We start from the raw sequence: 23,294 nt of genomic DNA, 5'->3' as shown, positions 1-23,294 counted from the left end.
CCCCTGCTTGACTCGCCCTGATCCCGTCTGGCGCTTCCCGATTCGTCCGCGAATCGAAAATTGCTAACGAAATCCCCCCTGCTCCTTGGACTTTCATTGAGTGCTTGCTGCCGGAACATTACGCATCCGGTATTGGCTCGTATGCGCGATGCAGCTCCGCGCAGCCGCGTGACTTCTTCTACGACAAACGACGCGCAATCCATTCTCGGGAACTACCAGCGCGTGCCGGTATGCTAGGTGAGAAAAAGCCGACACCAAAGCCACAAACTCGGGAAATTGCGTCACGCCGTGCGTGACGAAAGGTCATTCCGGCAAAACTGTGCACCCGATGTTTCTATCGCAGCAAAGCTTTCGTTCTGCGCCAATAGTGGTTTGCGCGCGCGATGTGTCTTCACACCCAAAGCTTTGCTGTAGCGGATGTCCCAAGACGGCTTAGCGGGAAGTTTTTTGTTGTCCGAGTCACGCTTCGAGCAGGGAGCCTTCAATCGGCGGCCTCTTCCGCGCGCTGTTGCAGGCCGCGTCGGAAGGTACTTGGCGTAACGCCCATGCGCTCGCGGAAAGCCGTGGTGAAATTGCAGGCGGCGCGGAAGCCGATCTGCTCGGCGATGTCCTGCATGCTCATGCGCGAATCAGCCAATAGCTCGCGTCCGCGGCGCAGCCGCTCGTCCCTGATCCAGGCGAACACCGTCGTACCCAAGTGTTCGCGGAAGATGGCTGAGAGCTTCTTGTCGTGCGTCCCTACTTTGTGGGCGATGTCAGCCAGTGAGGGCAGCTTCGCGAGGTTGGCACCGATAAAGCGCATCGCCGCGCGCAGGATCACCTCATCTGGTGATAGCAATGCCTGCGGCGTGGACGGTTCGGGCACTGCGCTGCGCGGCGCCAATCGAAGGTGAATGCGTACGCGTGCCAATACCTCGGCAGGCAGGCATGGTTTGAGTACGTAATCGACCGCGCCGTGCAGCAACCCCTCCAGACGCTCATCCTGCGCACCTGCAGAGCTAAGAAAGATGATCGGGATGTCGCGTGTCCGCGGCGATTCCTTCAGCAGACGACAGCCGGCGAGGCCATCAATATTTGGCATGCGCACGTCCAGCAGAATCAGGTCAGGCATCAGCGCCACCGCGCGCTCGTAACCTTGCCGCATATCCGTCGCCAAGCTTACGCGTAGTTGTTCGTTGCGAAACAACTCAGTGACCGCGCGTATTTCCTCGGGCTGGTCGTCAATGACCAAAATAAGTGGTGAATTCTGCATCAGCATCGTACCGCCCTGTTCGTCCCTCACCGACATCCTGACATCGCAAGGCTGTTGCGGCGGGCGCCAGCCGTATTGTCCGACATTATAAAGCAGCCTGCCCGGCACTCCCGTCGCCCAAAGGTCATGTCAGCTCCTCCAAAACATCGTCCTACGGAGCGCGACTAATCTTTCGCCGCTTCCCACCATCGTCCTTTATCGGCGTGGATGGCATGACAAGGAGCCTGTCGTACTTGAGTTGGCCGGGCTGCAAATCGGCCTCGACCACTCAAGCCCGACAGGCTCCTAGGCGACTACAAGGGGATGTCGCAACGTGGACAATCCAGATAATTTGATGGACTTATATCTGCTGACTTTGGTGGTGGAAGCCGGCGGCTTCTCTGCAGCGGCACAACGCGCGGGTACCACCAAGTCACGACTCAGCCGCCGGATCATCGAGCTGGAGGAACGGCTGGGCGCTCAGCTCCTGCATAGAAACGCGCGCCGCTTCTCCGTCACGGCAGTCGGTGAGCAGGTGTATCGGCAGGCACTCTTGATCCGTGAGGCCGCAGCGGCCGCGGAGGCCGCCGCCCGCGAGGCGAAAGGTTCTCCCGGCGGCCATGTACGCGTGCAGGCAGACAGCCGCTTGCTGCCTTTATTGGAAGGCATGCTGGAAGGATTTTCGCGCCAGCGCCCAAATACCAGGATCAGCGCCACGCAGAGCGATAGCGGTATCGATGCTTTGCTGGAACAGCAAGCGGACGTCGTGCTCAGCATGGGTAATGCACTGCCTGACAGTGCCGATATCGTGGCGCGTGCACTGGGCAGCGTGCACCATGTGCTGGTCGCCAGCCCACGACTGCTAGCGCAAACAGATCGGCCGGAACATCCGGATTTGATACCTGATCAGCACTATCTCAGCCATGCCGTCGCAACACCATCACGGCAACAAACGTCTGCATCGCGCCGACGGGCGTCTCCGCGTTTCACCAGCAACAATGTGTCAACCTTGCTGGCCGCAGCCAAGGCAGGCATGGGTTATGCGCGGCTGCCGCTCTATCTCTGCCACGCCGATCTGCAGGAAGGCGGCTTGCGCACGGTATTTGAATCGCACAATCCGCCGCCGCTGCCACTGCATGCGCTCACTTTGCAGGAACGAGCGATGAGCCAAGCCGCCGTGAGCTTCGTGCAGTTCGCGCGACGGCATCTTGCGCTTGCACAGCCGCCGGGCATTACTCCGGTCGATAAGTTTGATTGAAGGCTGCGGCTTCACTATCAATGTATGGTTGCATGAAAATCTGTATTTCCTCATGGCCGTCATTCCCGCGAAAGCGGGAATCCATTTGCTCTGATGCAAAAAAGCAAAGATGGATTCCCGCTTTCGCGGGAATGACGGCCGTAAGTATCGTAGGCTTGGATGAAATCCCAGCATTCATTGCTTGTCCGATGCTGGGATTTCATCCCAGCCTACTCGCTTCATCAGCGGTGTTGAATAAATCAGAGTGTCCCTAAGCACTCAGCTCCGACCGCTGCTCAAGCAACCGACTGATGCGAACCAGCAACTGCTTCCCACTAGCCGGCTTAAGCAACGCATCGTTGAACTTCAACTCCTCGAAGCCTTCCGCGCGGCGCGGTGGCAGCGACGAATAAAGCAGCACAGGCAGTTCGGGATAATCGTGGCGCACCTTCTGCAGTAGCTCCCAGCCATCCATGCCTGGCATGGCTTGGTCGGTGATGATCAAACTGACTGACTGCTGCTGCAGCAACGCGAGCGCTTGGTCGCCATCGGCAGCGGGAAGGCTCTCGAAACCAAAACCATCGAGCAGATCGCAGAGCATTTCTCGACTCTGCGCATGATCGTCGACCACCAGGATCGTGTGACCCGCACCGTTGACCTCGCCCGCAATGCCATCGTCTTCGAACAGGTCAGGTTCCAGTTCGCTCTCGTCGGCCAACGGCACATCCAGCACAAAACCGAAACAGCTCCCGCCGCCGGATGCGGCGCTGATATTCAGGCGGCTGTCCATGCGCTCCAGGATCTGCGTGACGATCGCTAACCCCAGACCATAGCCCTTGTATGGCTCGGCATTACTACCTCGCGCAAACGGCAGCGACAGATGTTCGCGATCGGAGGGTTCAATGCCGATCCCACTGTCCTCGATCATGAAATGAAGCTGCACGCTTCCTTCTTGTAGCGATGTTGCCGACACCGTAAACAGAATGTAGCCATCGTTCGTGAACTTGGCGGCATTGCCGATCAAATTCATCAACACCTGGCGCAGTCGCCGGAAATCCAGCTTTATCAGTGCGGGCAGATTCTCGGCGTGGCGGTATTCAAAGCGATTGCGATGCTTCTCGGCGAGCAATGCGGCATGTTCGACCAGACCTTGCAGAAACGCATGCAGATAGCCAGGTGACGCCACCAACTCCAAATCTGCGAGCTCGTCCCTGGAAAATTCCAGCAGCTCGTCGATCAGCTCCAGCTGTTGGCGAACGCTGCTTTCGATAAGACCTGGATAGTCTCGCTGCGCATCACCTTCGCGCCATCGCCGCACGGAGTCAACGATCCCGGAGAGCGGCGAACGTAGATCATGGCTGATGCGTGCCAGCAACATGCTGCGCGCACGCATGGCGTTCTGCAGTTGCCCCGTGCGTACCGCCACGGCTTGTTCCAGCCGCTGGGCATGCTTCACCAGAAGCCGGACGCGCCAGCGCCACGCCAGCGCGATGGCAACCAGGATCAATAAGACGGTAGCCACGTAAGCGGGACTGCTGCGCCACCATGGTGGGCTCAATGTGAATGTCAGGCTGATTGGCGCCGACAGTCGGCGCTGGTTTTCATCGATGGTCTGCAACTCAAAACGATAACTTCCTGGAGGCAGCGAGGCGTAACGCAACTCCCGCGTCGACGCTTCCACCCAGTCGCGATCGATGTTCGATAGACGGTAGCGGAAGCGCACCGGGCTACCTGAGCTGTTTCCGAGCACGGCGAAGCGAAGCACCAGTGCGCCGCCCACGTCGAAATCCACCTGCTGTCCCTGCCCATCAAGTTCGCGCTTGCCGTATTGGGCCGATACCAGCCTGGGATGAATCTGGCGCGGCGTCAGCAACTCTTCCGGCTTGAGCAAATGAGAAAGACCTATCGGTGTGCCTATCCATACCGATCCATCCTTGTCCGCGTAGAACGCGCCGTGGTTGGTTTCGTCCCAGAGCAAGCCGTCACGCACGTCCAGGCGCGTCCAATGATCTCCGTCCAGCACGTCCACACCGCTGTTGCCGCCCACCCAGAGGCGCCCGCGATGATCGGTGCGTAAAAAGTAAACGCGAGAATCCGCGAGCAGCGAATCGGGAACGGAAGTCAGATCGATGCTCTCTGCATCGCTTACCTTGCCAACCAGCAACCCCGGTTGCAGCGCACTCAGCCAGAGCCGTCCATCGGGTGTGACCTGGACGCTCTCGAATCCTCCCAGCGTTTCCTGCGGCAAGACGCGCACATGGCTCCAGTGCCCAGCGGTATAGCGATAGACCCCAGAACTGCACGCCAGCCACAACCGGCCAGCGCCGTCCTCTGCCAGATCCGAACACATCGAGGTGGGAATCAAGCCGGGCGCTGCCCGCTCGATCTGGCCACTTTGTGCATCGACTTCGTAGAGTCCTCCAAGGGTGTAAGCCCAAAGTCGCCCATGGCTATCCTGGAAAGCACCACGCACCAGGAAGGGCAACGTTGCCACCACACGGGTATCGCCATTGGAGGGTTCGTAACGCAACACGCGTCCATCGAACAGGAAGTACCAGAGCGAGCCATCCGCTGCGGCCAGCACGGTGCGCGTCTGGCGCGGCGGAGCGATCGTCAATGGCCACGCTTGGGCGCGATCCTGCCATGGCGCAATCACGCTTCCGCCTAAATCGTCGGCTACCCACACCGCACCTGAGCTCGCACGCGTGACCGACCAGATCAATGAACCGCTCAGCCCCTGTGCCACCGTCCAATTTTCCACGGCGTCACGACTGTTCCAATGCAGAAGGCCACGACCATAGGTACCGATCCATACCGTGTCGTCCTGATCCACGATCAACGATGACACGCCCACCCCGGGCAAACCGTCGTCGGGACCAAACAACTCCCATCGCTGCCCAGTCCAGCGCGCCAAGCCAAGCGAACTGCGCGTCAACACGCGACCTTCACGATCCTGCACGATATCGATGCTGGAGGCGGCCACGTCCGCGCTGTTCGCCGGCATGTCGCGCGCGATAAATGCATCGCTACCTTCCGGCAATACCCGTATGGCATGTATGCCACGCACCCATAGGCTACCGTCGCTAGCACTGAGGAAACCCAGCCACTTATCCGCCGGAACATTGGCGCCCGGACCATAGCGGCGCAGTTGTCCGTCGCGCAGGCTGCATAGCTCAGTGCCGCAACCGAACCAGGTGGTGCCGTGGCGATGAAACACCGCGCTGACCTTGCTGAGTCCGGGAAGGTCACGCAGTTGCTCGCTGCTGAAAGGTGAGCTGACCTGCCAATGCCCCTGAGCATCCGACGTAAGTCGTAGCAGATGATTGCCGCTTACCAGCCACATGCCACCGTCTTCGTCGGCGGCCAGCGTTTGCCCTCGGTCGGTCACCAAAGGTTTGTCTTCTGGACGCACCCAGCCGAAGCGTTCGTTCTCACGCAGTTGCAGGCCTGCCCGCGATCCCGCCCACAGACGCCCCTTCGCGTCTTCAGCGAAACTGATTACCTCGGAAACCTGAAACCCCTGTTCGGCGCCGATCTGGTTGAAGGCCACGCCGTCAAAGCGATACAGCCCCTTCTCCGTACCTACCCAGACAAAACCTTCGCGGTCCTGGTAGATGCGAATCACCGAAAGACTAGTCAGGCCGCTGCTCTGGTCATAGATGGTGAGCGGAAGCTGCGCTGCCAATAGCTTCATGGGCGACATCAGCCCAATCAGCAATAGCCATCCCATGAGCGGGAGACGCCACCAGCGTGCCCGCCTGTTATCAAGCGCTGAGGATATGGAATAGATCAGAGCATCCCTAGACACCAGCATGTCGTCCCGCAACTGCGTGTCGTCGTCCAAGACGAGCACGTTGCCCTGTGCACTTACTGCCATGCCTTTCCCCTGCTTCCGGCGTCTGCTGGCGCCGGCTTTCGCAGCGGCTTCAGCCGCCGCGATCCATTAGACCGACAAAACTCACTTGCGGGAGGTTACGCCGTGCTTGTCAGTAAAGTCCATGTGCACCTTTGCATGGGGTGCTCGTGAGGGTTCGCGTCGATGACTGTCTTTTCAGGCCAACTCGAATCATGTCCGGCATGCCACCATGCGGTCCGCAGGTTGGGTTAGCGCAGCGTAACCCAACGATTCCGGCCGACGGCTGTTGGGTTACGCTGCGCCAACCCAACCTTCGGTCACTTCTGCGTGCTGCGGGTCGACAAAACAACACTTCATTTCTTCGACACATACGCGCTGTCACCCACATACCACCGCCACGGATAATCCACGGCCTTGGTTAGTCCGATGCGCGTGGTTTGCACCAGCTGCTCCGGCGGCAACATCCCATCATCGACCATCGCATACGTATCGCCACCCACCAGGTCGATACCGTTCTGCAGCTTGGTAATGCTCATCGCCTGCGTAAGACACGCCGGCCCATTGCACAACTGACGGTCGTTCTTCGCCAGCGGACGCGCTGCATACATAAGGTCCAGCCCGGCAATCGGCTGCAATGCGCGGATCAACACCGCATTGCCCGCTCCCTTCGGTCCACACACGGTATTGGCACACCAGTGCATGCCGTAGGTGAAATACACATACATATGCCCAGGTGTGCCAAACATCACTTCAGTGCGCGGTGTCGGGCCGCGAAACGAATGTGCCGCCGGATCGTCTGCGCCGCGATACGCCTCCACTTCCACGATGCGGCCAGCGCGGCCGTCGTGGCAGAGCAATACCTTGTTCAACAACTCGGGCGCGACGATGAGTGGGTCGCGGTTGTAGAACGAACGTGGGAGTGTGCGGGGTTTCTTTGGCTTTCTTGCGATGGTCATGACATAAGCTTGCCATGATATGCACATACCGATGGAGACGATCAGCTTGACCAGGGCAATGTGATCAGAAGACCGATACATTGATCAGGCAGTGATGTCCGCTCTGAGTGGAGGCATACATCCAGTTGGATGTATGAGACATGGCCCGTAGATACAAGGCCCTGCCTACGGTGCGCGGATCTCAGCCCTCCTGCCGCGTGGGTCGAAACAGGATTTCGTTGACATCGACTTCGGGTGGCTGACTGATCGCGAAAGCAACTGCGCGCGCAAACGATTCGGCAGGGATCGCGTACTGTTCGTAGAATTTTTGGATGTGGCTGGCGACGTCGGGTTCTGTGACGCTGCTTGGGAGATCGGTGGCCACCGCGCCAGGTGAGATCACCGTCGTGCGGATGTCATAGGGTTTTACTTCCTGGCGCAGTCCTTCGGACAGCATCAGCACGGCGCTCTTAGTCGCGGCATAGACGGCACTGCCGGGTCGGACGGCACGGCCCGCAACGGACGAAACATTGATGATGTGACCGCTCTTGCGCTCCTTCATGTGCGGAAGCGCTGCGGCAATGCCATACAGCACACCCTTAATATTCACATCGATAGTTTGGTTCCAATCGTCGATCTTGAGTCGCTCAAGTGGCGAGTGTGGCATCAGGCCGGCATTGTTGATCATGACGTCCACGCGCCCGAAGGTTTGAACGGCCGTATCGACCAATGCTTTAACTTCCTCATGGCGGGTGACATCCGTCGCCAGAGCGATAGCCTTGCCGTTACCGCGGACTAGTTCATCCGCCAGTGATTGAATACGGTCAAGGCGTCGTGCGCCCAACGCGACGATGGCTCCTCGAGCGCTCAGATAACGTGCAGTTGCCGCACCCAGGCCGCTGCTCGCGCCGGTGATCACGATGACTTTCCCTTCAATGTTGTTGCTCGTAGGGCTGTTTGTTTCCATGGTCTTGTCCTCTAGAAATATCGAAGGCGAACGGTTGGCGGCTGTCGAGCCCGTAAGACCGTTTTGATTGAAATCGAGGGGGGCGTGTGGCGGGCACGCGTTGCAGATAGCGCCCCAATGAGGTCGGCGATTTACGCTTGAAAGGGTAGTTTGTTATAAATTACTCAACAATATCGCCAGCATTTCATAGGTTGTTGAGTACAATTCAACTATGTTGCGTGCCGGCCTATCCGAACTGACTGCTTTCATCGCCATCGCAGAGCAGCGAAGCTTTCGGGCGGCTGCGCGCAAGCTTGGCGTTTCGCCATCTGCCCTTAGTCACGCGATGCGAAATCTGGAGGCGCGAATCAATGTGCGACTCTTTAACCGGACGACTCGCGCCGTTGCGCTAACAGAGGCTGGCGAGCAACTCTTGCGTCGCGTACAGCCAGCCATCGCCGACCTCGACGATGCGATCAACGAAGTGGGTTCAGCAGGCAATCGTCCTTCGGGCTCCATACGGATTAGTGCAGCGGAAGCAGGGGCACGGCCGCTCATTCAGCGCGTTCTTCCCGGTTTCCTGGCTACGTATCCAGACATTCACGTCGAGATTGTCGTAGACACGCGATTGATAGATATCGTGGCCGATGGTTTCGACGCTGGCATACGACTGTTCGATGATGTGCCACGTGACATGATTGCCATTCGGTTCGGGCCCGATATGCGGCTTGCTGCGGTGGCGTCACCGGCCTATCTGTCACAGCATGAGCCACCCAAGACACCACAGGATCTAAGAAAGCACCGATGCATCCGTTTCCGATTTCTCAGCGGCGCGCTCTATCGTTGGAATTTCGAACGTAACGGCACAAGCGCTGATGTCGATGTCGATGGTCCGATGACGCTCGGCAATACAAACCTTATGGTTGATGCGGCACTGGCAGGTATCGGCATTGCTTGGATTCCCGACTACCTTGTGGCAGAGCATTTGGCCTCAGGCCGACTTATTCATTTGCTGCCTAACTGGAGTCCTTCCTTGGCAGGTGCGTGTCTCTACTATCCTGCGAACCGACATCCTCCGACTGCGCTTAGATTGTTCACGCAGGCAGTGCGTGAATGGGCGAACAGCCCATTGGTATAGCGAAAACCTGAAATGCACTAACTTGAGTATTTAGCCTTAAGTCCTTTGGGCAACCTCGTGGAGGATAGAATAAACCTCCTCTTCTACGCTCCCCCTCATGACCTACGCCGCCCTCCTCGACCAACTGCGCCGCGAATCCCCACTCGTCCATTGCATCACCAACTACGTGGCGATGAACTTCGCCGCAAACGTTCTGCTCGCCGCCGGCGCATCCCCTGCGATGGTGCATGCACCCGAGGAAGCCGGTGAATTCGCGCGCATAGCTGGCGCCGTCACGATCAATATCGGCACGCTCTCCTCGCACTGGCTGGAAGGCATGCGTGCCGCGGCAGAAGCCGCCAACGAAAGTGGCAAGCCGTGGGTGCTCGATCCGGTGGCGCATTTCGCCACCACGTTTCGGAGCAAAGCAGTGGAGGAATTGCTCGCATTGCGGCCCACGGTGATTCGCGGTAACGCGTCGGAAATCATGGCGCTGGCCGGCAATGCAAGTTCCGGACGTGGCGTGGATAGCGGTGACAGCGTGGAGCGCGCGGAAGCTTCGGCCACGTCTCTGGCGCAACGCACGCGTGCCGTGGTGGCCATCACCGGTGAAGTGGATTTCGTGACCGATGGACGCGACGCCTTGCGCATCGCGGGTGGCTCAGCATTGATGCCCAAAGTCACCGCAATGGGCTGCGCCCTCACCTGCCTGATCGGCGGGTTCGTGGCCGTGGCGCCCGCATCGCCATTGATCGCCACGGCAAGCGCGCTGGCCTGTTTTGGTGTCGCCGGCTCGCAAGCTGCGCAACAAGCGGCCGGCCCTGGTTCGTTCGCATGGCGTTTCATCGATGCGCTTGCAGCGCTGGATGGAAATACCTTGCAAGCGCAGGTAATGCCCGCATGAAAAAAACCTTCGATCTTTCGCTCTATCTGGTGCTTGATCCGGATCTTTGCCAGTTGCATTCGATGGTGGAAACCGCGCGTCTGGCAGTAGCCGGCGGCGCTACCGTGGTACAGGTGCGACACAAACGCGCTTCGACAGCCGAACGCATCGCGTTGGCCCGCAACGTGAAAGAAGCACTGCGCGATACGTCTGCGCTGATCGTGATGAACGACGATATCGATGCAGCCATCGAAGCCGGAGTGGATGCGCTGCACATCGGCCAGCGTGATATGCCCGCCTCAATAGCGCGTGCGCGCGTTGGCCCCGACATGCTGCTAGGCCTGTCGGTGAATTCGGAAAGCGGGGCGCTAGCAGTCGATCCGGCACTGGTCGATTACGTGGGCGTAGGCCCCGTGTTCGCCACGCCCACCAAACCCGATCACGAACAACCGATCGGCTTCACCGGCCTGGCGCGGATCGTAGCCGCCTGCCCTGTCCCTGCCGTCGCCATCGGCGGTCTGAAACAGCAACACATCAGCGACGTATGGGCGACCGGTGCAAGCGGCATGGCCGTGGTGTCAGCCATCTGTGGAACGCCCGATCCTCAGCAGGCATCGAGAGAACTATGGAAGCAGATCGTGGCGGCGAGGCCAGCCTGAGCGGATACCGTCAGGCCGAACCCTCACCAAGCCGATAACCTTGTTCGACCGACGCACGCCCTGTTGCGTCACGCATGAGCGCTTTCACGCTAAGCCAGCATAGCGGCAGCGTTATGACGAACCACAGCAATGCCGCCACCAGCGCGGCGCCAGTTGCCATCGCTGAATCGCCTGCAGCTCGACGGAAAACGACTGCCGCCACGACGAAGGCCACGGAAAGCATGGATACGATGTTGACGATAGTGGTCAGGAAGCTGGCAAGCAAAGCACGCGACACATAAGCCGAAGACATCGATCCAGGCCATGCAAGCAACGCCGCGAACCATATCGGCAACACGAGCGCAAAAGAGCCCAGATACATCCACGGCGCCATCGACCAGAGATCAAGACCATACACACTGGCAGCGGCAAGCGCGGAAGGCAGCGCAAGCTGCACGATCATCAAATGCCACGCCCATACCAGCAGCGCGAAGATCAGAAGGCTGCGCCAACGCATCTCACCCGGCGACACCATGCGCCCTCGCACAACGCGATACGCCAACCACAACGGCAGCATGACCGCGATGAGCGTATTAATGCGATAGACAAACAGGCTCACTATGGTCATGACTTGCACGCCAACCAAGCCCATGCGCGCCGTCGCCATCCGCTGCACGGATAACCAGCCATAACTCAAGGCGACCGAAAGCACGACATACGCGACCGCTACACCCACCACGGCGTACCACGGCAGATCCGCCCGGCGCCGATCCATCAACCATTGCGCGTAGCCCAGGCCAACCGCAGCCGAAAACACCATGGTCACCCATTGGCTACCGAGCATCACGTACATCATGTTCGCCGCCGAGGCACCCCCTGCCATGACGCTGGGCAGGTGCTGCACGCGGTAGATGCTGGAAGCATCGATAATCAGATTGACCAGGATGACGGCCAATGCCACGAAATAAGGGAACGACGAAGCCTTTGCCTTGGCGAAATGCATGGGGATCCTTGTATCCATTGCAGAATGCGTACCACTCCTCGACCGCGGCGACCGTGCCGTGCCGCGGCCCCGTCTTATAAATGGATGTGGGGTTGCCGTCCAGACCTTGGGATGCTCTGATCTATTCCACGTACCCGGCATGACGTCCAGAAGGCCCGCAGGGTGTGTTGCGCGGCGCAGGGCAGACTGGTCGACAGACGGCCAGTCTGCCTTCCCCGCTACGACAAACCGCTGCGCGCATACAGTGCGGTGACGGGTGCGTGGAATAGATCAGAGCATCCCCTGGCCCGTATTGACAAGTGGATCACGGACAAGCAGCTTTTTTCCGTGAATTCACCGTGAAACGGCCTGACAGCCGCCAGCCAATATGCGATAAATGGCTCGCCGGGAAGTCAGGCGCCGAGGAGGGGCCCCTCCTCAACATGGATGACCGATGCCCGACCGGGCCGCCGTTGAGGCGGCCTGTTTTATTTTTGGGGCTGTTTTTCGCGCCCATGTACACGCCAAGAATGTAGGTCGGCGTGCAAACCCCAACATCGCCATACCTGCATACATCGCGACGTTGGGGTTTGCACCCCAACCTACGAGCCAACCAGCAGTTCGAAACAGTTTCGGCACCCGGCGCTCTTCCAGCACAAAGAGCTGGCGGAAAGTGCACGCACGGATGCACGCTGCTTTTGGCGGCGCCCCATTAGGTGCGGTGAAGGGTCGGCAAAGAAGCAAAAATAGCCGCGAATTCTGCTCGACTTGAACGTCTGATCAGGTTTGAACAAAACGCTGGAACCGACCATAACGGTAAGGTCCGCTGTGGGTTGCGGACATTACCGATTAGCTGACATTCGCGGCAAGAAGTTCTGAAAGGTTATGGGGGAGGCCATGGCTCGCCAGAGAGCCGCCGGTGAATCGTGGATCATCCGTGACCTCAAATCTCGAAAAATGCGGCGCTGGAAAGGTCGATAGCTGTTCAGCCGATTCGAATTCGGCCTCTGCCATGACAAGCCCGGAGAGTTCACCTTGAAATTCATCGACCGCCACTACAACGCCGGATTTCCGCGGCAGCCGATGTCGAAGCTTATGCACTCGCTTGCCTGGAAGCGAAGTGGAAAGCATTCGGAATTCTTCCTCAGATAAGTAAATGGTCGTAATGAGCCGAGTGTACGAATCCACATCGGCTTTTCGGGTTAGACGAAGAGTCGCTGAGCCACCCGACAAAGGCCTAGCTTCCCTGAGCCGAAGGCATGCTCCAGTTACGTAGAGGTCAGTTATACGTTCCGTTCGGAGTTCGATCCCATCAGGTACCGCGCGACACAGCCATCGACGCTCACGCTCGACCGCCATGTATTTGGTTGTAGGAAATCCAAGTGAAGCTGCCAAGTGGCCATCGATACTCATCATTCCCCCTGAATGGATAGCCGGTTCGGGTCGGAAGCAAACATTATCCGATCTATGCATACACCTTCTGCGAGCATGGGTGCTAGCCGCGATCATCGTCAATAATCGGTTTTACCTTGGGCGCTTTCAGTCGACCATTTTTGTAGAGCGCCTGTCGCAGTACAAACTCTATTTGCGCATTAACGCTGCGCAATTCGTCATCAGCCCAACGCTGCATAGCGTCAAGGACACCTGCGTTGATACGAAGTGGAAAGGCTTTTTTTTCGGCGCTCATGTCGCCTTCAATTGTGCAACGTGCCGGTATTGAGAACTGGTTGCGTACCGCGTTCGCCGCACAGTACCACTAATAAATTGCTGACCATGGCGGCCTTGCGCTCTTCGTCAAGATCAACCACCCCCTGAGTGCGCAGTTTTTCCAGTGCCATGCCGACCATGCCCACGGCACCTTCAACGATGCGCTGACGCGCAGCAATGATGGCACCTGCTTGTTGGCGTTGCAGCATCGCCTGTGCGATCTCCTGAGCGTAGGCAAGATGACTAATTCGTGCTTCGCTTATCTGCACACCGGCCCTACCGAGCCTCGCCTGAATTTCATCGCGTAGATGGTTGTTAATCTCGTCCCCGTGGCTGCGGAGCGACGGTTTACCATCGTCATGCCCGTCATAGGGATAACTCTGTGCCATTTGACGAAGCGCGGACTCGCTTTGAACTTGCACAAAGTTTTCATAGTTATCTACGCAGAACGTCGCCTCGGCGGTGTCAACGACCTGCCAAACGATGACCGCCGCGATTTCGATCGGGTTTCCGTCGTTGTCATTGACCTTCAATTTGCTGCTTTCAAAATTTCGCGTACGTAACGATACGCGGCGGCGCGTGCAGAAAGGGTTCGTCCACCGTAGGCCCTCTGTGCGCACGGTGCCAGCATAGCTGCCAAATAGTTGCAACACTTGGCCCTCGTTGGGAGCCACCTGGAAGAAGCCTCTGACCACCCAGATGGCGAGAACAAAGGCTGGAATGCCTACTACCCCAATCAATGACGGCAGAGCGGCCGGATCGACATGGAACAACAAACCGATGCCAACCAAAATGGCGATAAGCCATCCGACAATGAATGGAATACCGGCGATCGAAAATCCTTGGCGCTCGTTCATGACTAGGTCTCCGTAGGATAAGCCTAGATATATATCAAAATGATATCACTTTCCAGTATCAGGAAGGCTCCACTTTGGAGCCACCCGCCATCGGCGAGGACACCACTCGGTCTAAATCGAAGATACGGTGACATGTGCGGAGCTTCCTTACGGGTTGATGTCCGCTTGGGGATGCGGACAATCGCCGCCCGGTTGACTACGACACGCGCAAAGCCACCTTCGACGGCAACCTGCTACCCGAACAGTTGCTGGCCGATTACCGCAGCGGCGTGATCAAGCAACAGCTGATTCACCGCCTGCTGCGTGTGCGCCGACGCAGGCCGGAGTTGTTCGCGCGAGCCGGCTACGAACCGCTCGATGTCATGGGCTGGCGGCGCGAACACATCGTGGCCTTTATGCGCCGCTTTGAACGGTACTGTTTGCTGGTTGCCGTACCACGGCTTTGTGCGGCGGGCGTGAACGAAGATCGCCCGATGGTTAGCAAGGAATTCTGGGGTGACACTGCGATTGCCTGTGCCAATGATGACGTCGCGTGCACCTTCTCTGATTTATTTACTCACCGAACGTACCAGGGCGGCGCGCAAGGCTTGCCCGCTCGTACGCTGTTCTCCGAATGGCCTGTCGCCGTGCTGATGTCCGAATCCTATCCATGAAAGCCACGCGCTCGCCCGCTTAGCGGTAAGCGCGCATTCGCGAGATCGCTCACAGCACCTGGGAATGTGAAGCCGCCTCTGACGATCTTTGTGCGCGGCATTGAGATGTGGGATGCCATAGTTCCGCTGGCTATCAAACCTACAGCACGTCGACGTCGTTGCTGCAGTTTTTTGTGTTCGTTTTGTTGCAGCCATCTATGTAACGAAGAAAAACTAGAAATGAGAAGCCCTGCCTCGCCCCGACCATCCTTCGTCGCCGTGCTGCAAAAAACCATTCGCGTACTGACTGACGGACCGGCGATGCTCAGTGTGACGAGGTCATCACGTCGGAACTTCATCCGGGAGTTCCTATCTTTCGCGGCCATCCGCGCGCGCTGGCGTGCCACCGGCGGCACGGGCGCGCAAAGCCGCTTCAAACGCGAAGTCCAGGAACGCCTCGGCGTGCTGCCCCAGTTTTTCACACCCACCGAAGCAGCACCCGAACTTGCCGAACAACTCTGGGCGCAGGCCAAAGCTGCCTATCTCGACAACCCACTGCCATCGCTGTTCAAGGAGCGGCTATTCGTGCATCTGTCGCGCTTCTGCGAGGTGCGCTACTGCATCGTTCGACATGTCGGCTTCCTCATCGGCAAAGGCAATCCAGCCGGTGACGCCCGTGCCGCGCCGGAAACCATCGAGCAGGTAAACACCTTGCTGAGCCGCCCGGTACTCAACGCTGCACAACTGGAGGCGGTATTCGCACGGCTGGAAAACTACACCCAGCCCACGAACATTCCCGCACCACAAACCAAAGCCGAAGAGGATCTGCTCGATGCGATCACGGTGATGTTCGTGGTGCCCGCGCGATCGGCGCAAGCACGCGCCGCCGTGCGGCGTGCCGTGGGCGACAGATCATTCGAACACATCACCGCCCTGCTCACCTTTATCCGCACCGCGCACTACTGGACGGAAACGCATCCAGAGGTGGGCTACGAAACGGACATGATCATGCTGATGGCGCAGCATCAAGACCTGGCGCGGCGCCTGCTGGATACCGCGGATGCCGAATGGGCGCACGCAGGCGATGCCCTGCGTGAAGCGCTTACCGGCCAGCTGCAAGTGCTCAACACGGAATTGCAGCATCGCACGCGCAATCTGCTCAGCGTGATCCAGGTGATTTTCGACCGCACGCTGTCCAAGCACACCACATTAAAGAGCTTCGCCGACGTGTTCTCCTCGCGGCTGGATGCCATCAGCAGCGTACAGGCTTATCTGTCGCGCCTGGTACAGGGTGAAAAAGTCACGTTTGACGGCCTGTTGCGCACCGAACTGGCGGCACACGCCGTGTCACTGAAGCAGATCACCCTGGAAGGCCCGGTGGGTGTGCGCCTGCGCTCCTCCACTTTGCAAACCTTTGCGCTGGCCATCCACGAACTGGTGGTCAACGCGGTGAAATATGGTGCGCTTGCCTGCCCGACCGCGCATCTCACCGTGCGCTGGGAGGTGGAACAAAACGAGGAGCAGCCACCGCTTCTTCACGTGCATTGGAGAGAAACAGGCGTGAACATCATCCACATCGATGACATTCCCATGCAGCCGGGTTATGGCCGTGAACTGATCGAGCGCGCATTGCCCTATCAGCTCCGGGCAACAACTCACTTCGAAGTGATGCCTGAGGGAGTTTGCTGTTCGATTTCCGTACCGGTGCTGGCATAGCCTGCGACTCGCCTGGGGAAAAGGGCATCAATTCTCAATACGTACACGCAGCCTAAGCATAGTTGCATGTAAATAGGATGCTTTGCTTGGGGAACGTGCGTACATGAATTCCAATCACCTGAACGGAAAATCGGTGCTCATGGTAGAAGACGAATACCTGATCGCCGACGCCCTGTGCTCCGCGTTCGAGATGGAAGACGTGCGCGTGGTGGGTCCTTTTCCAAACATCGCCAGCGCCATGACTGCACTGGACGAAGGTGCGCACGCGGATGCCGCTGTGCTCGATGTGAATTTGAACGGTGAGCGCGTGTTTCCGCTAGCCGATCGCCTGATAGCCGACAACGTACCCATTATCTTGACCACCGGCTACGACAGCGACGCCATTCCACGCAACTACGCGCACCTTCAGCGATTGCAAAAGCCGGTGCACCTGCACGAGCTATTTGGATGCCTCAACGGCTTGTTCGCCAATCGGAAATAAAAGAGGGCGTCCCCAACATCAACCCCTCCGCAGGCGTCCCCCGGATATGGACGCCTGCGGCTTCGCCTGAACATACGCTCTGAAGACTATGCAGCATGCATCTCGACCGACTCATAACCTCCCAGCCTAAGCGCACCGACTTGCACGCACTTTCTTTAAAACCATTGCCAAGAAAATGTCATTAGTTGCCGTGCATGTAGCTGTCATGCGCACCGCTACGACATTGCTTCATCCAATCGCCGCCCTATCTCAACGAACCGGATGAAGCCGCGGCGACAGCGGAATGCGCGTGACATTACTCACTGGAAGCGTTACGCCGCTTTCACGATTCAATGTCTGGATCTCCATCATCAGTTGAGCATTGCGTTCGATCAATCGATGATTCTGCGCAAGCAGTTGACCGCAGAGGCGCTCCAGATGCCGCACGCGCCGCTCGGATAGGGTCGTCATGGTCCGCCTCCATTTTTTATTGCGAACCACTATCCGCTTTTGCAGGTGAAGCACGCGTCTGTTTCGTGAACGTTGAGGCAATAAAAGCGTTCACTTCCTCTTTGCCACACATTCACGTGCTTCGCAGACACGAGGTTGAACACTCAACACCCCTGCCAATGTGCGTAACGAGTGTCGTCATGTCCGATCACGACAAGAGCAACGTTTCTCCTCGGGGTTTTGCCGCCATGGATGAGCGCCGGCGCCGAGAAGTGGCCAGCTTGGGCGGTCGCATCGCCCATGCCAGAGGCCGCGCTCATCGCTTCACCCCCGAAGAAGCACGCAAAGCCGGCCAGAAAGGCGGCAGCAAGATCAGCCGCAACCGTAAGCCTATGGCCGAGTTGGGCGACCGCGGTACTGCACACGAAGATGTTTCCGAAACTTCATAAGAACCATGGACCTGACTCAGATCACATTGCTCTCCGGCATTCTTGCGCTCGTTGTGGTAGTGATCTACTACCAGTTGAAAACCGGCGCCAACCATCCAGCGCACATCCACAACAACATCAGCAAGGAAGACAGACGCTTTCTGCGCCAAGCCGTAACCGTGTCGGCCACCGAAGTCGCGCTAAGCCAACTGGCTTTGAAGACATCTTCCGCGGCATCCGTGCAATACATGGCCAAGCGCATCATCGATGACCAGACTCAGGTGAACCGCAAACTGGCAAGCTTGGCATGGCGTTATCGCGTGAACGTTTCGGCGGAACCGGGCCAGAAAACGCAGCAACAGGCGCAGCAATTGTGCACGCTTCGCGGCGATGCTTTCGATCAAGCCTACGACGAGGTGATCGTGCAGGATAACCGCAAGGCGATCGACCTGTTCACCGCAGCGGCTACCAGTGCGAATGCCGAAATACGGCATCTGGCCGAAGCGACGCTGCCTACGCTCGATTTGCATTTGAAGATGGCCGAGGAATTGGAGCCACGTGTGGCCGACGCGGTGGAGCCGTCGTTGCCGCCTATGTAGGTTGGAGGGCAACCTCCAACATTGCCATGTATGCGCACATCATGATGTTGCTTTCATGTTTTCGATCTCGACATGTACCACGGGACGAATAACCTTGCATCTAAGCGAGAAAAAACATTGCGCTAGCCATATCAACGACCTCATCCACAGCGCGACACAAAAACGTCAAATAGACGCGGCGGAAACGTCGCTTTGACGATGAAAGTGAAGAAACCCTGAAAATAGACATTTTTTTATATGTAGATACGTATGTTTTTCACATTACGATTACGCAATGACGATCATCTTGATTTGACAGTAACGGACCAAGGGGGCTGGTACCGACGGATACGGATGTAGTCGGGCGGGCGTCGCAACAGAAAACGTTTGCACTCATTGAGACGTTTGTGCGATGCACTGACACCGATCACGCCAGCCAACGTTGTGCGGGTTTCGAGGGCTCGAACCTCGCGCAACGGCCATGTTCATGCGTGGCGTCCTCTGCTGTTGCATGAGTAAAACGCAGCGTTCTCTCGATTGAATCGAGCAAAGCGCTGGTCGACCGCCCGGCTTCACGTGCTCGAGCCCTCCCATGCCGCTAGCGTTACTTCACGACAGCCCTTCCCATTCGTTGCCTGTCGATCACGCTGTTCTCATTCTGGATCGCTACGGATATGTTGCAGCCGTCCAATCCGGAGAGACGTTGTTCAACACTCATGACGTGCAGGATCTACTCGGCAAGCATTACGCAAGCCTTTATTCAGAATCGCGCGATACCGAACTACTGGACGCCGCACTGAATGCCATCAGTGCCGACCACCCCGCACGCATGGAAACCTGGTTGCCGCATAACCATGGCCAGCGCATTCGCGTCGAAATTTCCTTGCATGCCCTGAAAGGCAGTGACGAGAGCGTGCATGGCTTTGCCATGGTCGTGCGCGACCTGCATGCCCAGAAGCGACTGAAGCTTCGCCTGCGTGAATACGAACGACGGTTCCGCCTGTTCGTGAACGACGTGACTGAATACGCGATCTGCATGCTTGACCTGCGCGGCAACGTACTGGATTGGAATCTCGGCGCGCAACGCATGACCGGCTACGCGGCCCAGGCGGTGGCGAACCGATCGCTCTCGACCTTCTTCCATGAACCGCAACGCACAAACGATCTGCCGTGGCATCTTCTGCGATCGGCGAGCCGGAGCGGACGCGCGAACGCCGAATGCGAGCTTCGGCGCGCCAATGGCGAAAGCTTTCCGGCCGAAGTCATCATCGAAGCGGTGCAGGAAAGCGACGATACCCTGCTAGGTTTTGCCTTGATCATTCACGATCAAACCAAGCAGCGCCTTGCCGAACGCCGCCTGCGTGACGCGCGCGAACAGATCGTGCACGCGCAGAAGATCGAAGCGATCGGACATCTCACCGGCGGCATCGCACACGATTTCAATAATGCCCTGCAAGGCATCATCAGTTCGCTGGAACTGGCGTCGCTATCCCTGGATCGCCACCACGCCGCGCAGGCCAAGCGCCACGTGACGGTATCGCTGGATGCCGCCCTGCGTGCCGGCCGCCTTACGCAACGCCTGCTTTCGCTGGTTCGGCGACAAACCAGCCCCGGGCAGCGTACATGCGTGAGCAAGGTACTGAGTTCGATGCGTGAGCTGCTCGATCGCACACTGGGTGACGACATCACGCTGGATGTGTCGTTTCCGGATGACTTGCCGTCGCTTGCCTGCGACAGCGGCCAGTTGGAAAGCGCGCTGGTCAACCTAGCCGTCAACGCACGGGATGCCATGGCCGGCCACGGACACCTCAGCATGGCCTGCCGCATCTGCAAGCCCGGTGACAGCAGCGTGCAGGTTGCGCTTGATCTCACGCACAACGTTTATGTGGAGATCACCGTTGCCGACGACGGCCCCGGCATGAGCGAGGAAACGCGGCGGCGTGCGTTCGAGCCTTTCTTCACCACCAAGCCGGAAGGTCACGGCACCGGCCTCGGTCTTTCCATGGTCTATGGATTTGTTACGCAATACGGTGGCGCGGTGGATATCCGCAGCATGCCTGGAGCGGGCACATCCGTGCTGCTTTATCTACCTTGCGACCAAGCGATCCTGGACGCCGTACCACCGAAAGAAGACAAGACCGCGCCTGATCTGCACGGATTCCGCGTGTTAGTGGTAGAAGACAACGAAACCATTCGTCAATCCGTGGCGGCACGCCTGCGCCAGCTGGGCTGTGAGGTTTCCGAAGCCGCTTCGGGTGACCAAGCCCTGGCGATGCTGGCAACGGGCTCATCATGGAATCTGCTGTTGTCGGATATCGATCTTCCAACCATGGACGGTTACGAACTGTGCTGCCAGGCACGCAAGCAATTTCCCGCGTTGCGCGTGATTCTGATGACCGGTTATGCCGATACCAAATGGCTTGATTACAGCGTGCTGGACGGCGCCACGGAAGCATTGATCAAGCCGTTCGACATGGGTGATCTATTGGCGAAGGCGAAGCTGCTGTTGCAGCCGGAAGCTTTGTAGGTTGGATGCAAACCCAACATCCCGATGTATGCATGGATGATGATGTTGGGGTTTGCACCCCAAGCTACACATTACACACCTCTGCCCACCACCGAAGGCGAATGCGCATTCGCCGGCCCCGCTGCAAATGCCCGCAGGTCATCCACCAATTGCTGATACCGGTGATCGTGCGTATCGCGATTGATTGAGCGCAGCACTGATGATGGATGCCACGTTGCCATCGCGTCGATGCCACCTGGCAATCGGAACCAGCGGCCGTGACTCATCGTAAGTTGGAACGCCGTGCCAAAAAACGCCTGCGCCGCCATCGTGCCCAAGGCCAGAATGCGCTGTGGATGCACCTCTCGCAGTTCCGCAGCAAGCCATTCGCGGCAAGCGGCCTGCTCTGTCGCGTTGGCGCGCTTGTGCAGGCGGTGCTTGCCTCGCAGCTCGTATTTGAAATGCTTCACCGCATTGGTGAGATACACCGCGTTGCGGTCCAGCCCGCTCTCTTGCAGCGCGCGATCCAACAATGCGCCCGCAGGACCTACGAACGGTTCACCTTCCGCATCTTCCTGCACCCCTGGCTGCTCACCGACCAGCATCCATGCGGCATGCGCCGGCCCTATGCCGAAGACCGTCTGCGTCGCATGCTTCCACAGTGGACAGTCGTGACAGCGCGAGGCCAGCTCGTGCAATTCCTTCAAGGTTCCATGCGGCGGCGGCAACGTCGATGGACGCGCCAACGGAGATTCCCAAGCCGGTGGTGTTTGCGGCATCTGAAATCATCCTCGCAGCATTGCCTGCGTGAAGCTTCCAACACCGTCTATGGAAAGAATGTGCAGGTTCCGTCAACCACCACATCGATAAACCATTCATGTGAACAGTTCACCGCGGTGAATGCCTCACTTGTTCACGCGCGCCGTTCATCGTTGTGAATGGTGCGGACCTTGCCCTTTTGCACGGTCCACGGATGTGCGACTGCGCATACCGCCCTTCTTCCCCAGCGCCGCATACCCTTCACGCCCCAGTTCCTGCCGGCGCGCTTCGCCGCCCTGCTTGCCGAGTGCGGAATAGCCTTCCGAACCAAGCTCTTCCTTGCGTGCGGCGCCACCTTTCTTGCCGAGCTTCGAATAACCTTCTGGCCCCAATTGTTCCTTACGTGCCTCGCCACCCTTCCGGCCGGCCTCGCGCACGCTCATAGCGCCCTTATCCGGGTCATGCTGTTTCCTGCTCATGCCATTACCTCTTGCGCTGATCTCGCAAAATTTCGTCGTACTTATAAAAACGACCATGGGTAAGGCGAACATGCCATCGCTTGTGTGATGCTTACGTGCTTCCCATACATAACATATGTTCAAAAATCTGCCGCGCGTCACATAACAAGCTATCGAGCGTTAACGCGAAAAACATGCGTAGCAAGCGCTGGTGAGTGTGCTTGCGGCTCGCAAAGCAAGCCTTTCACACATATATGAACAGCTGCACCGACATCACGTCGGCCTAGCTTCCGATTCACCGTCCCGCCACTCCGGTGCGCAGTAATTTCGTATCAATTTCGACGGGAGGAGTGCCTCCATGACAAGCCAAGCAAAGAAAACATACACACGCTTCGGCCATCACCGTATAGCGATGCGCCCCGCGCAACCAGGCCTGCAAGATCCGGACGATGGCACACTTAGCTTCGGTCCCCGCAGCGAGGATCATGAACGGCACTCCGAAGGCATGCCACGCATGCGCTACCGTCCGATAAATGATGCCAATCTGGCGCGCGGCTCCAACCTTGGCTTTTGCCTGACCTCGGAAGATCTGGAAACTTCGCCAGATTATTTCGAAAGAAACATCGAGAAAATGCCCGGCTTTGGCCGGCATACACCGCACCACAACAGCGGCGGCCGTGGAGTACCGAATTGCAAACACCTTCGGTGACACGTGGCGCTTAACGCGTAGGTCTGGGTGCAAATCCCAACATTTCCATACCTGCATGCATCGCAATGTTGGGGTCGTCACCCCAACCTACGAATTCGCAGTGCTTAACGCGTAATTACATGGACTCGCCCCCGCGCTAAATAAGGCCTCATGGGCCAGCGGTGGAGAGTAAAACTATCCACCGTTCTGTAACGAGCGAGGGCGAGTCC

At 58.2% G+C, this 23,294-nt stretch carries 22 protein-coding genes and 1 pseudogene; 11 read left to right on the top strand and 12 right to left on the bottom strand.

Features of this window, described 5'->3' with window-relative positions:
• Positions 1-481: 481 nt before the first annotated feature.
• Complete coding sequence (locus tag QQJ86_RS19850) at positions 482-1,282, bottom strand: response regulator transcription factor (protein ID WP_284322714.1); 801 nt, start codon at positions 1,280-1,282, stop codon at positions 482-484.
• A gap of 283 nt (positions 1,283-1,565) precedes the next feature.
• Here QQJ86_RS19850 and QQJ86_RS19845 point away from each other — a divergent pair, with 283 nt between their 5' ends.
• Entirely contained in the window at positions 1,566-2,489 is a 924-nt protein-coding gene (locus tag QQJ86_RS19845) for a LysR family transcriptional regulator (RefSeq protein WP_284322713.1), read from the top strand.
• Between the two features lie 250 nt (positions 2,490-2,739).
• Here the strand turns inward: QQJ86_RS19845 and QQJ86_RS19840 are convergent, their stop codons facing one another.
• From QQJ86_RS19840 to QQJ86_RS19830, 3 genes are all read right to left on the bottom strand, one after another.
• Positions 2,740-6,162, bottom strand: a complete 3,423-nt coding sequence (locus tag QQJ86_RS19840) for a two-component regulator propeller domain-containing protein (protein WP_284322712.1) — start codon at positions 6,160-6,162, stop codon at positions 2,740-2,742.
• A 515-nt stretch (positions 6,163-6,677) separates the two neighbouring features.
• Complete coding sequence (locus QQJ86_RS19835) at positions 6,678-7,280, bottom strand: DNA-3-methyladenine glycosylase (protein ID WP_284322711.1); 603 nt, start codon at positions 7,278-7,280, stop codon at positions 6,678-6,680.
• Positions 7,281-7,461: 181 nt separating this feature from the next.
• Entirely contained in the window at positions 7,462-8,226 is a 765-nt protein-coding gene (locus QQJ86_RS19830; RefSeq protein WP_284322710.1) for an SDR family oxidoreductase, read from the bottom strand.
• A 211-nt stretch (positions 8,227-8,437) separates the two neighbouring features.
• Here QQJ86_RS19830 and QQJ86_RS19825 point away from each other — a divergent pair.
• The 4 genes and pseudogenes from QQJ86_RS19825 to thiE all read left to right on the top strand — a co-directional run.
• Positions 8,438-8,620 (top strand): annotated as a pseudogene (locus tag QQJ86_RS19825) (helix-turn-helix domain-containing protein); the annotation flags it as partial.
• Positions 8,621-8,638: 18 nt separating this feature from the next.
• Positions 8,639-9,343 carry a LysR substrate-binding domain-containing protein gene (locus QQJ86_RS19820; RefSeq protein WP_284322772.1) on the top strand — a complete coding sequence of 235 codons (705 nt, stop codon included), beginning with the start codon at positions 8,639-8,641 and terminating at the stop codon, positions 9,341-9,343.
• Between the two features lie 97 nt (positions 9,344-9,440).
• On the top strand, positions 9,441-10,226 hold the full coding sequence (thiM, locus tag QQJ86_RS19815) for a hydroxyethylthiazole kinase (protein WP_284322709.1): 786 nt from the start codon (positions 9,441-9,443) through the stop codon (positions 10,224-10,226).
• On the top strand, positions 10,223-10,864 hold the full coding sequence (gene thiE, locus QQJ86_RS19810; RefSeq protein ID WP_284322708.1) for a thiamine phosphate synthase: 642 nt from the start codon (positions 10,223-10,225) through the stop codon (positions 10,862-10,864). The genes thiM and thiE overlap by 4 nt, the downstream gene beginning before the upstream one ends.
• 10 nt (positions 10,865-10,874) lie before the next feature.
• Here the strand turns inward: thiE and QQJ86_RS19805 are convergent, their stop codons facing one another.
• The 4 genes from QQJ86_RS19805 to QQJ86_RS19790 all read right to left on the bottom strand — a co-directional run bounded on the left by QQJ86_RS19805 (position 10,875) and on the right by QQJ86_RS19790 (position 14,389).
• Positions 10,875-11,846, bottom strand: a complete 972-nt coding sequence (locus QQJ86_RS19805; protein ID WP_284322707.1) for a hypothetical protein — start codon at positions 11,844-11,846, stop codon at positions 10,875-10,877.
• An 828-nt stretch (positions 11,847-12,674) separates the two neighbouring features.
• On the bottom strand, positions 12,675-12,956 hold the full coding sequence (locus QQJ86_RS19800) for a CYTH domain-containing protein (protein ID WP_284322706.1): 282 nt from the start codon (positions 12,954-12,956) through the stop codon (positions 12,675-12,677).
• 364 nt (positions 12,957-13,320) lie between these two features.
• Positions 13,321-13,512 carry a type II toxin-antitoxin system antitoxin gene (locus QQJ86_RS19795; RefSeq protein ID WP_284322705.1) on the bottom strand — a complete coding sequence of 64 codons (192 nt, stop codon included), beginning with the start codon at positions 13,510-13,512 and terminating at the stop codon, positions 13,321-13,323.
• A gap of 7 nt (positions 13,513-13,519) precedes the next feature.
• Positions 13,520-14,389 carry an SPFH domain-containing protein gene (locus QQJ86_RS19790; protein WP_284322704.1) on the bottom strand — a complete coding sequence of 290 codons (870 nt, stop codon included), beginning with the start codon at positions 14,387-14,389 and terminating at the stop codon, positions 13,520-13,522.
• A gap of 269 nt (positions 14,390-14,658) precedes the next feature.
• On the opposite strand from QQJ86_RS19790, the gene QQJ86_RS19785 reads away from it, so the two are divergent.
• The 3 genes from QQJ86_RS19785 (at position 14,659) to QQJ86_RS19775 (ending at position 17,218) form a co-directional block, all read left to right on the top strand.
• A complete protein-coding gene (locus tag QQJ86_RS19785; RefSeq protein ID WP_284322703.1) occupies positions 14,659-15,042 on the top strand; it encodes a hypothetical protein in 384 nt (127 codons plus the stop codon).
• A gap of 219 nt (positions 15,043-15,261) precedes the next feature.
• Positions 15,262-16,737 (top strand): sensor histidine kinase, encoded by a 1,476-nt coding sequence (locus QQJ86_RS19780; RefSeq protein WP_284322702.1) that lies wholly within the window; start codon positions 15,262-15,264, stop codon positions 16,735-16,737.
• 103 nt (positions 16,738-16,840) lie between these two features.
• Positions 16,841-17,218 (top strand): response regulator, encoded by a 378-nt coding sequence (locus tag QQJ86_RS19775; protein WP_284322701.1) that lies wholly within the window; start codon positions 16,841-16,843, stop codon positions 17,216-17,218.
• A gap of 249 nt (positions 17,219-17,467) precedes the next feature.
• Here the strand turns inward: QQJ86_RS19775 and QQJ86_RS19770 are convergent, their stop codons facing one another.
• On the bottom strand, positions 17,468-17,668 hold the full coding sequence (locus QQJ86_RS19770; protein ID WP_284322700.1) for a hypothetical protein: 201 nt from the start codon (positions 17,666-17,668) through the stop codon (positions 17,468-17,470).
• 179 nt (positions 17,669-17,847) lie between these two features.
• Between QQJ86_RS19770 and QQJ86_RS19765 the strand changes: the two genes are divergently transcribed.
• The 3 genes from QQJ86_RS19765 (at position 17,848) to QQJ86_RS19755 (ending at position 21,180) form a co-directional block, all read left to right on the top strand.
• Positions 17,848-18,096, top strand: coding sequence for a stress-induced protein (locus QQJ86_RS19765; protein WP_284322699.1), 249 nt, complete (start codon positions 17,848-17,850; stop codon positions 18,094-18,096).
• Between the two features lie 5 nt (positions 18,097-18,101).
• Positions 18,102-18,674: a DUF4142 domain-containing protein gene (locus tag QQJ86_RS19760; RefSeq protein ID WP_284322698.1), complete on the top strand. Its 573-nt coding sequence runs from the start codon at positions 18,102-18,104 to the stop codon at positions 18,672-18,674.
• Positions 18,675-19,245: 571 nt separating this feature from the next.
• Positions 19,246-21,180, top strand: a complete 1,935-nt coding sequence (locus QQJ86_RS19755; RefSeq protein ID WP_284322697.1) for a hybrid sensor histidine kinase/response regulator — start codon at positions 19,246-19,248, stop codon at positions 21,178-21,180.
• Between the two features lie 71 nt (positions 21,181-21,251).
• Here the strand turns inward: QQJ86_RS19755 and QQJ86_RS19750 are convergent, their stop codons facing one another.
• The 3 genes from QQJ86_RS19750 to QQJ86_RS19740 form a co-directional block, all read right to left on the bottom strand.
• Positions 21,252-21,938, bottom strand: a complete 687-nt coding sequence (locus QQJ86_RS19750) for a UdgX family uracil-DNA binding protein (protein WP_284322696.1) — start codon at positions 21,936-21,938, stop codon at positions 21,252-21,254.
• A gap of 147 nt (positions 21,939-22,085) precedes the next feature.
• Positions 22,086-22,397 (bottom strand): KGG domain-containing protein, encoded by a 312-nt coding sequence (locus tag QQJ86_RS19745; RefSeq protein WP_284322695.1) that lies wholly within the window; start codon positions 22,395-22,397, stop codon positions 22,086-22,088.
• 274 nt (positions 22,398-22,671) lie between these two features.
• Complete coding sequence (locus QQJ86_RS19740) at positions 22,672-23,028, bottom strand: hypothetical protein (RefSeq protein ID WP_284322694.1); 357 nt, start codon at positions 23,026-23,028, stop codon at positions 22,672-22,674.
• Between the last annotated feature and the right edge of the window lie 266 nt (positions 23,029-23,294).

Source organism: Dyella acidisoli, from assembly GCF_030160295.1.
Taxonomy (GTDB): Bacteria; Pseudomonadota; Gammaproteobacteria; order Xanthomonadales; family Rhodanobacteraceae; genus Dyella_B; species Dyella_B acidisoli.
This window is presented reverse-complemented; position numbering and strand designations above follow the sequence as displayed.

Bases quoted from the DNA above. Each gene is read 5' to 3' on its own strand.
- QQJ86_RS19840 (WP_284322712.1), bottom strand. From the start codon at position 6,162: ATGAAGCTATTGGCAGCGCAGCTTCCGCTCACCATCTATGACCAGAGC.
- QQJ86_RS19835 (WP_284322711.1), bottom strand. From the start codon at position 7,280: ATGACCATCGCAAGAAAGCCAAAGAAACCCCGCACACTCCCACGTTCG.
- QQJ86_RS19830 (WP_284322710.1), bottom strand. From the start codon at position 8,226: ATGGAAACAAACAGCCCTACGAGCAACAACATTGAAGGGAAAGTCATC.
- thiM (WP_284322709.1), top strand. From the start codon at position 9,441: ATGACCTACGCCGCCCTCCTCGACCAACTGCGCCGCGAATCCCCACTC.
- thiE (WP_284322708.1), top strand. From the start codon at position 10,223: ATGAAAAAAACCTTCGATCTTTCGCTCTATCTGGTGCTTGATCCGGAT.
- QQJ86_RS19805 (WP_284322707.1), bottom strand. From the start codon at position 11,846: ATGCATTTCGCCAAGGCAAAGGCTTCGTCGTTCCCTTATTTCGTGGCA.
- QQJ86_RS19800 (WP_284322706.1), bottom strand. From the start codon at position 12,956: ATGCTTTCCACTTCGCTTCCAGGCAAGCGAGTGCATAAGCTTCGACAT.
- QQJ86_RS19795 (WP_284322705.1), bottom strand. From the start codon at position 13,512: ATGAGCGCCGAAAAAAAAGCCTTTCCACTTCGTATCAACGCAGGTGTC.
- QQJ86_RS19790 (WP_284322704.1), bottom strand. From the start codon at position 14,389: ATGAACGAGCGCCAAGGATTTTCGATCGCCGGTATTCCATTCATTGTC.
- QQJ86_RS19780 (WP_284322702.1), top strand. From the start codon at position 15,262: ATGAGAAGCCCTGCCTCGCCCCGACCATCCTTCGTCGCCGTGCTGCAA.
- QQJ86_RS19775 (WP_284322701.1), top strand. From the start codon at position 16,841: ATGAATTCCAATCACCTGAACGGAAAATCGGTGCTCATGGTAGAAGAC.
- QQJ86_RS19770 (WP_284322700.1), bottom strand. From the start codon at position 17,668: ATGACGACCCTATCCGAGCGGCGCGTGCGGCATCTGGAGCGCCTCTGC.
- QQJ86_RS19765 (WP_284322699.1), top strand. From the start codon at position 17,848: ATGTCCGATCACGACAAGAGCAACGTTTCTCCTCGGGGTTTTGCCGCC.
- QQJ86_RS19760 (WP_284322698.1), top strand. From the start codon at position 18,102: ATGGACCTGACTCAGATCACATTGCTCTCCGGCATTCTTGCGCTCGTT.
- QQJ86_RS19755 (WP_284322697.1), top strand. From the start codon at position 19,246: ATGCCGCTAGCGTTACTTCACGACAGCCCTTCCCATTCGTTGCCTGTC.
- QQJ86_RS19750 (WP_284322696.1), bottom strand. From the start codon at position 21,938: ATGCCGCAAACACCACCGGCTTGGGAATCTCCGTTGGCGCGTCCATCG.
- QQJ86_RS19745 (WP_284322695.1), bottom strand. From the start codon at position 22,397: ATGAGCAGGAAACAGCATGACCCGGATAAGGGCGCTATGAGCGTGCGC.
- QQJ86_RS19740 (WP_284322694.1), bottom strand. From the start codon at position 23,028: ATGCCGGCCAAAGCCGGGCATTTTCTCGATGTTTCTTTCGAAATAATC.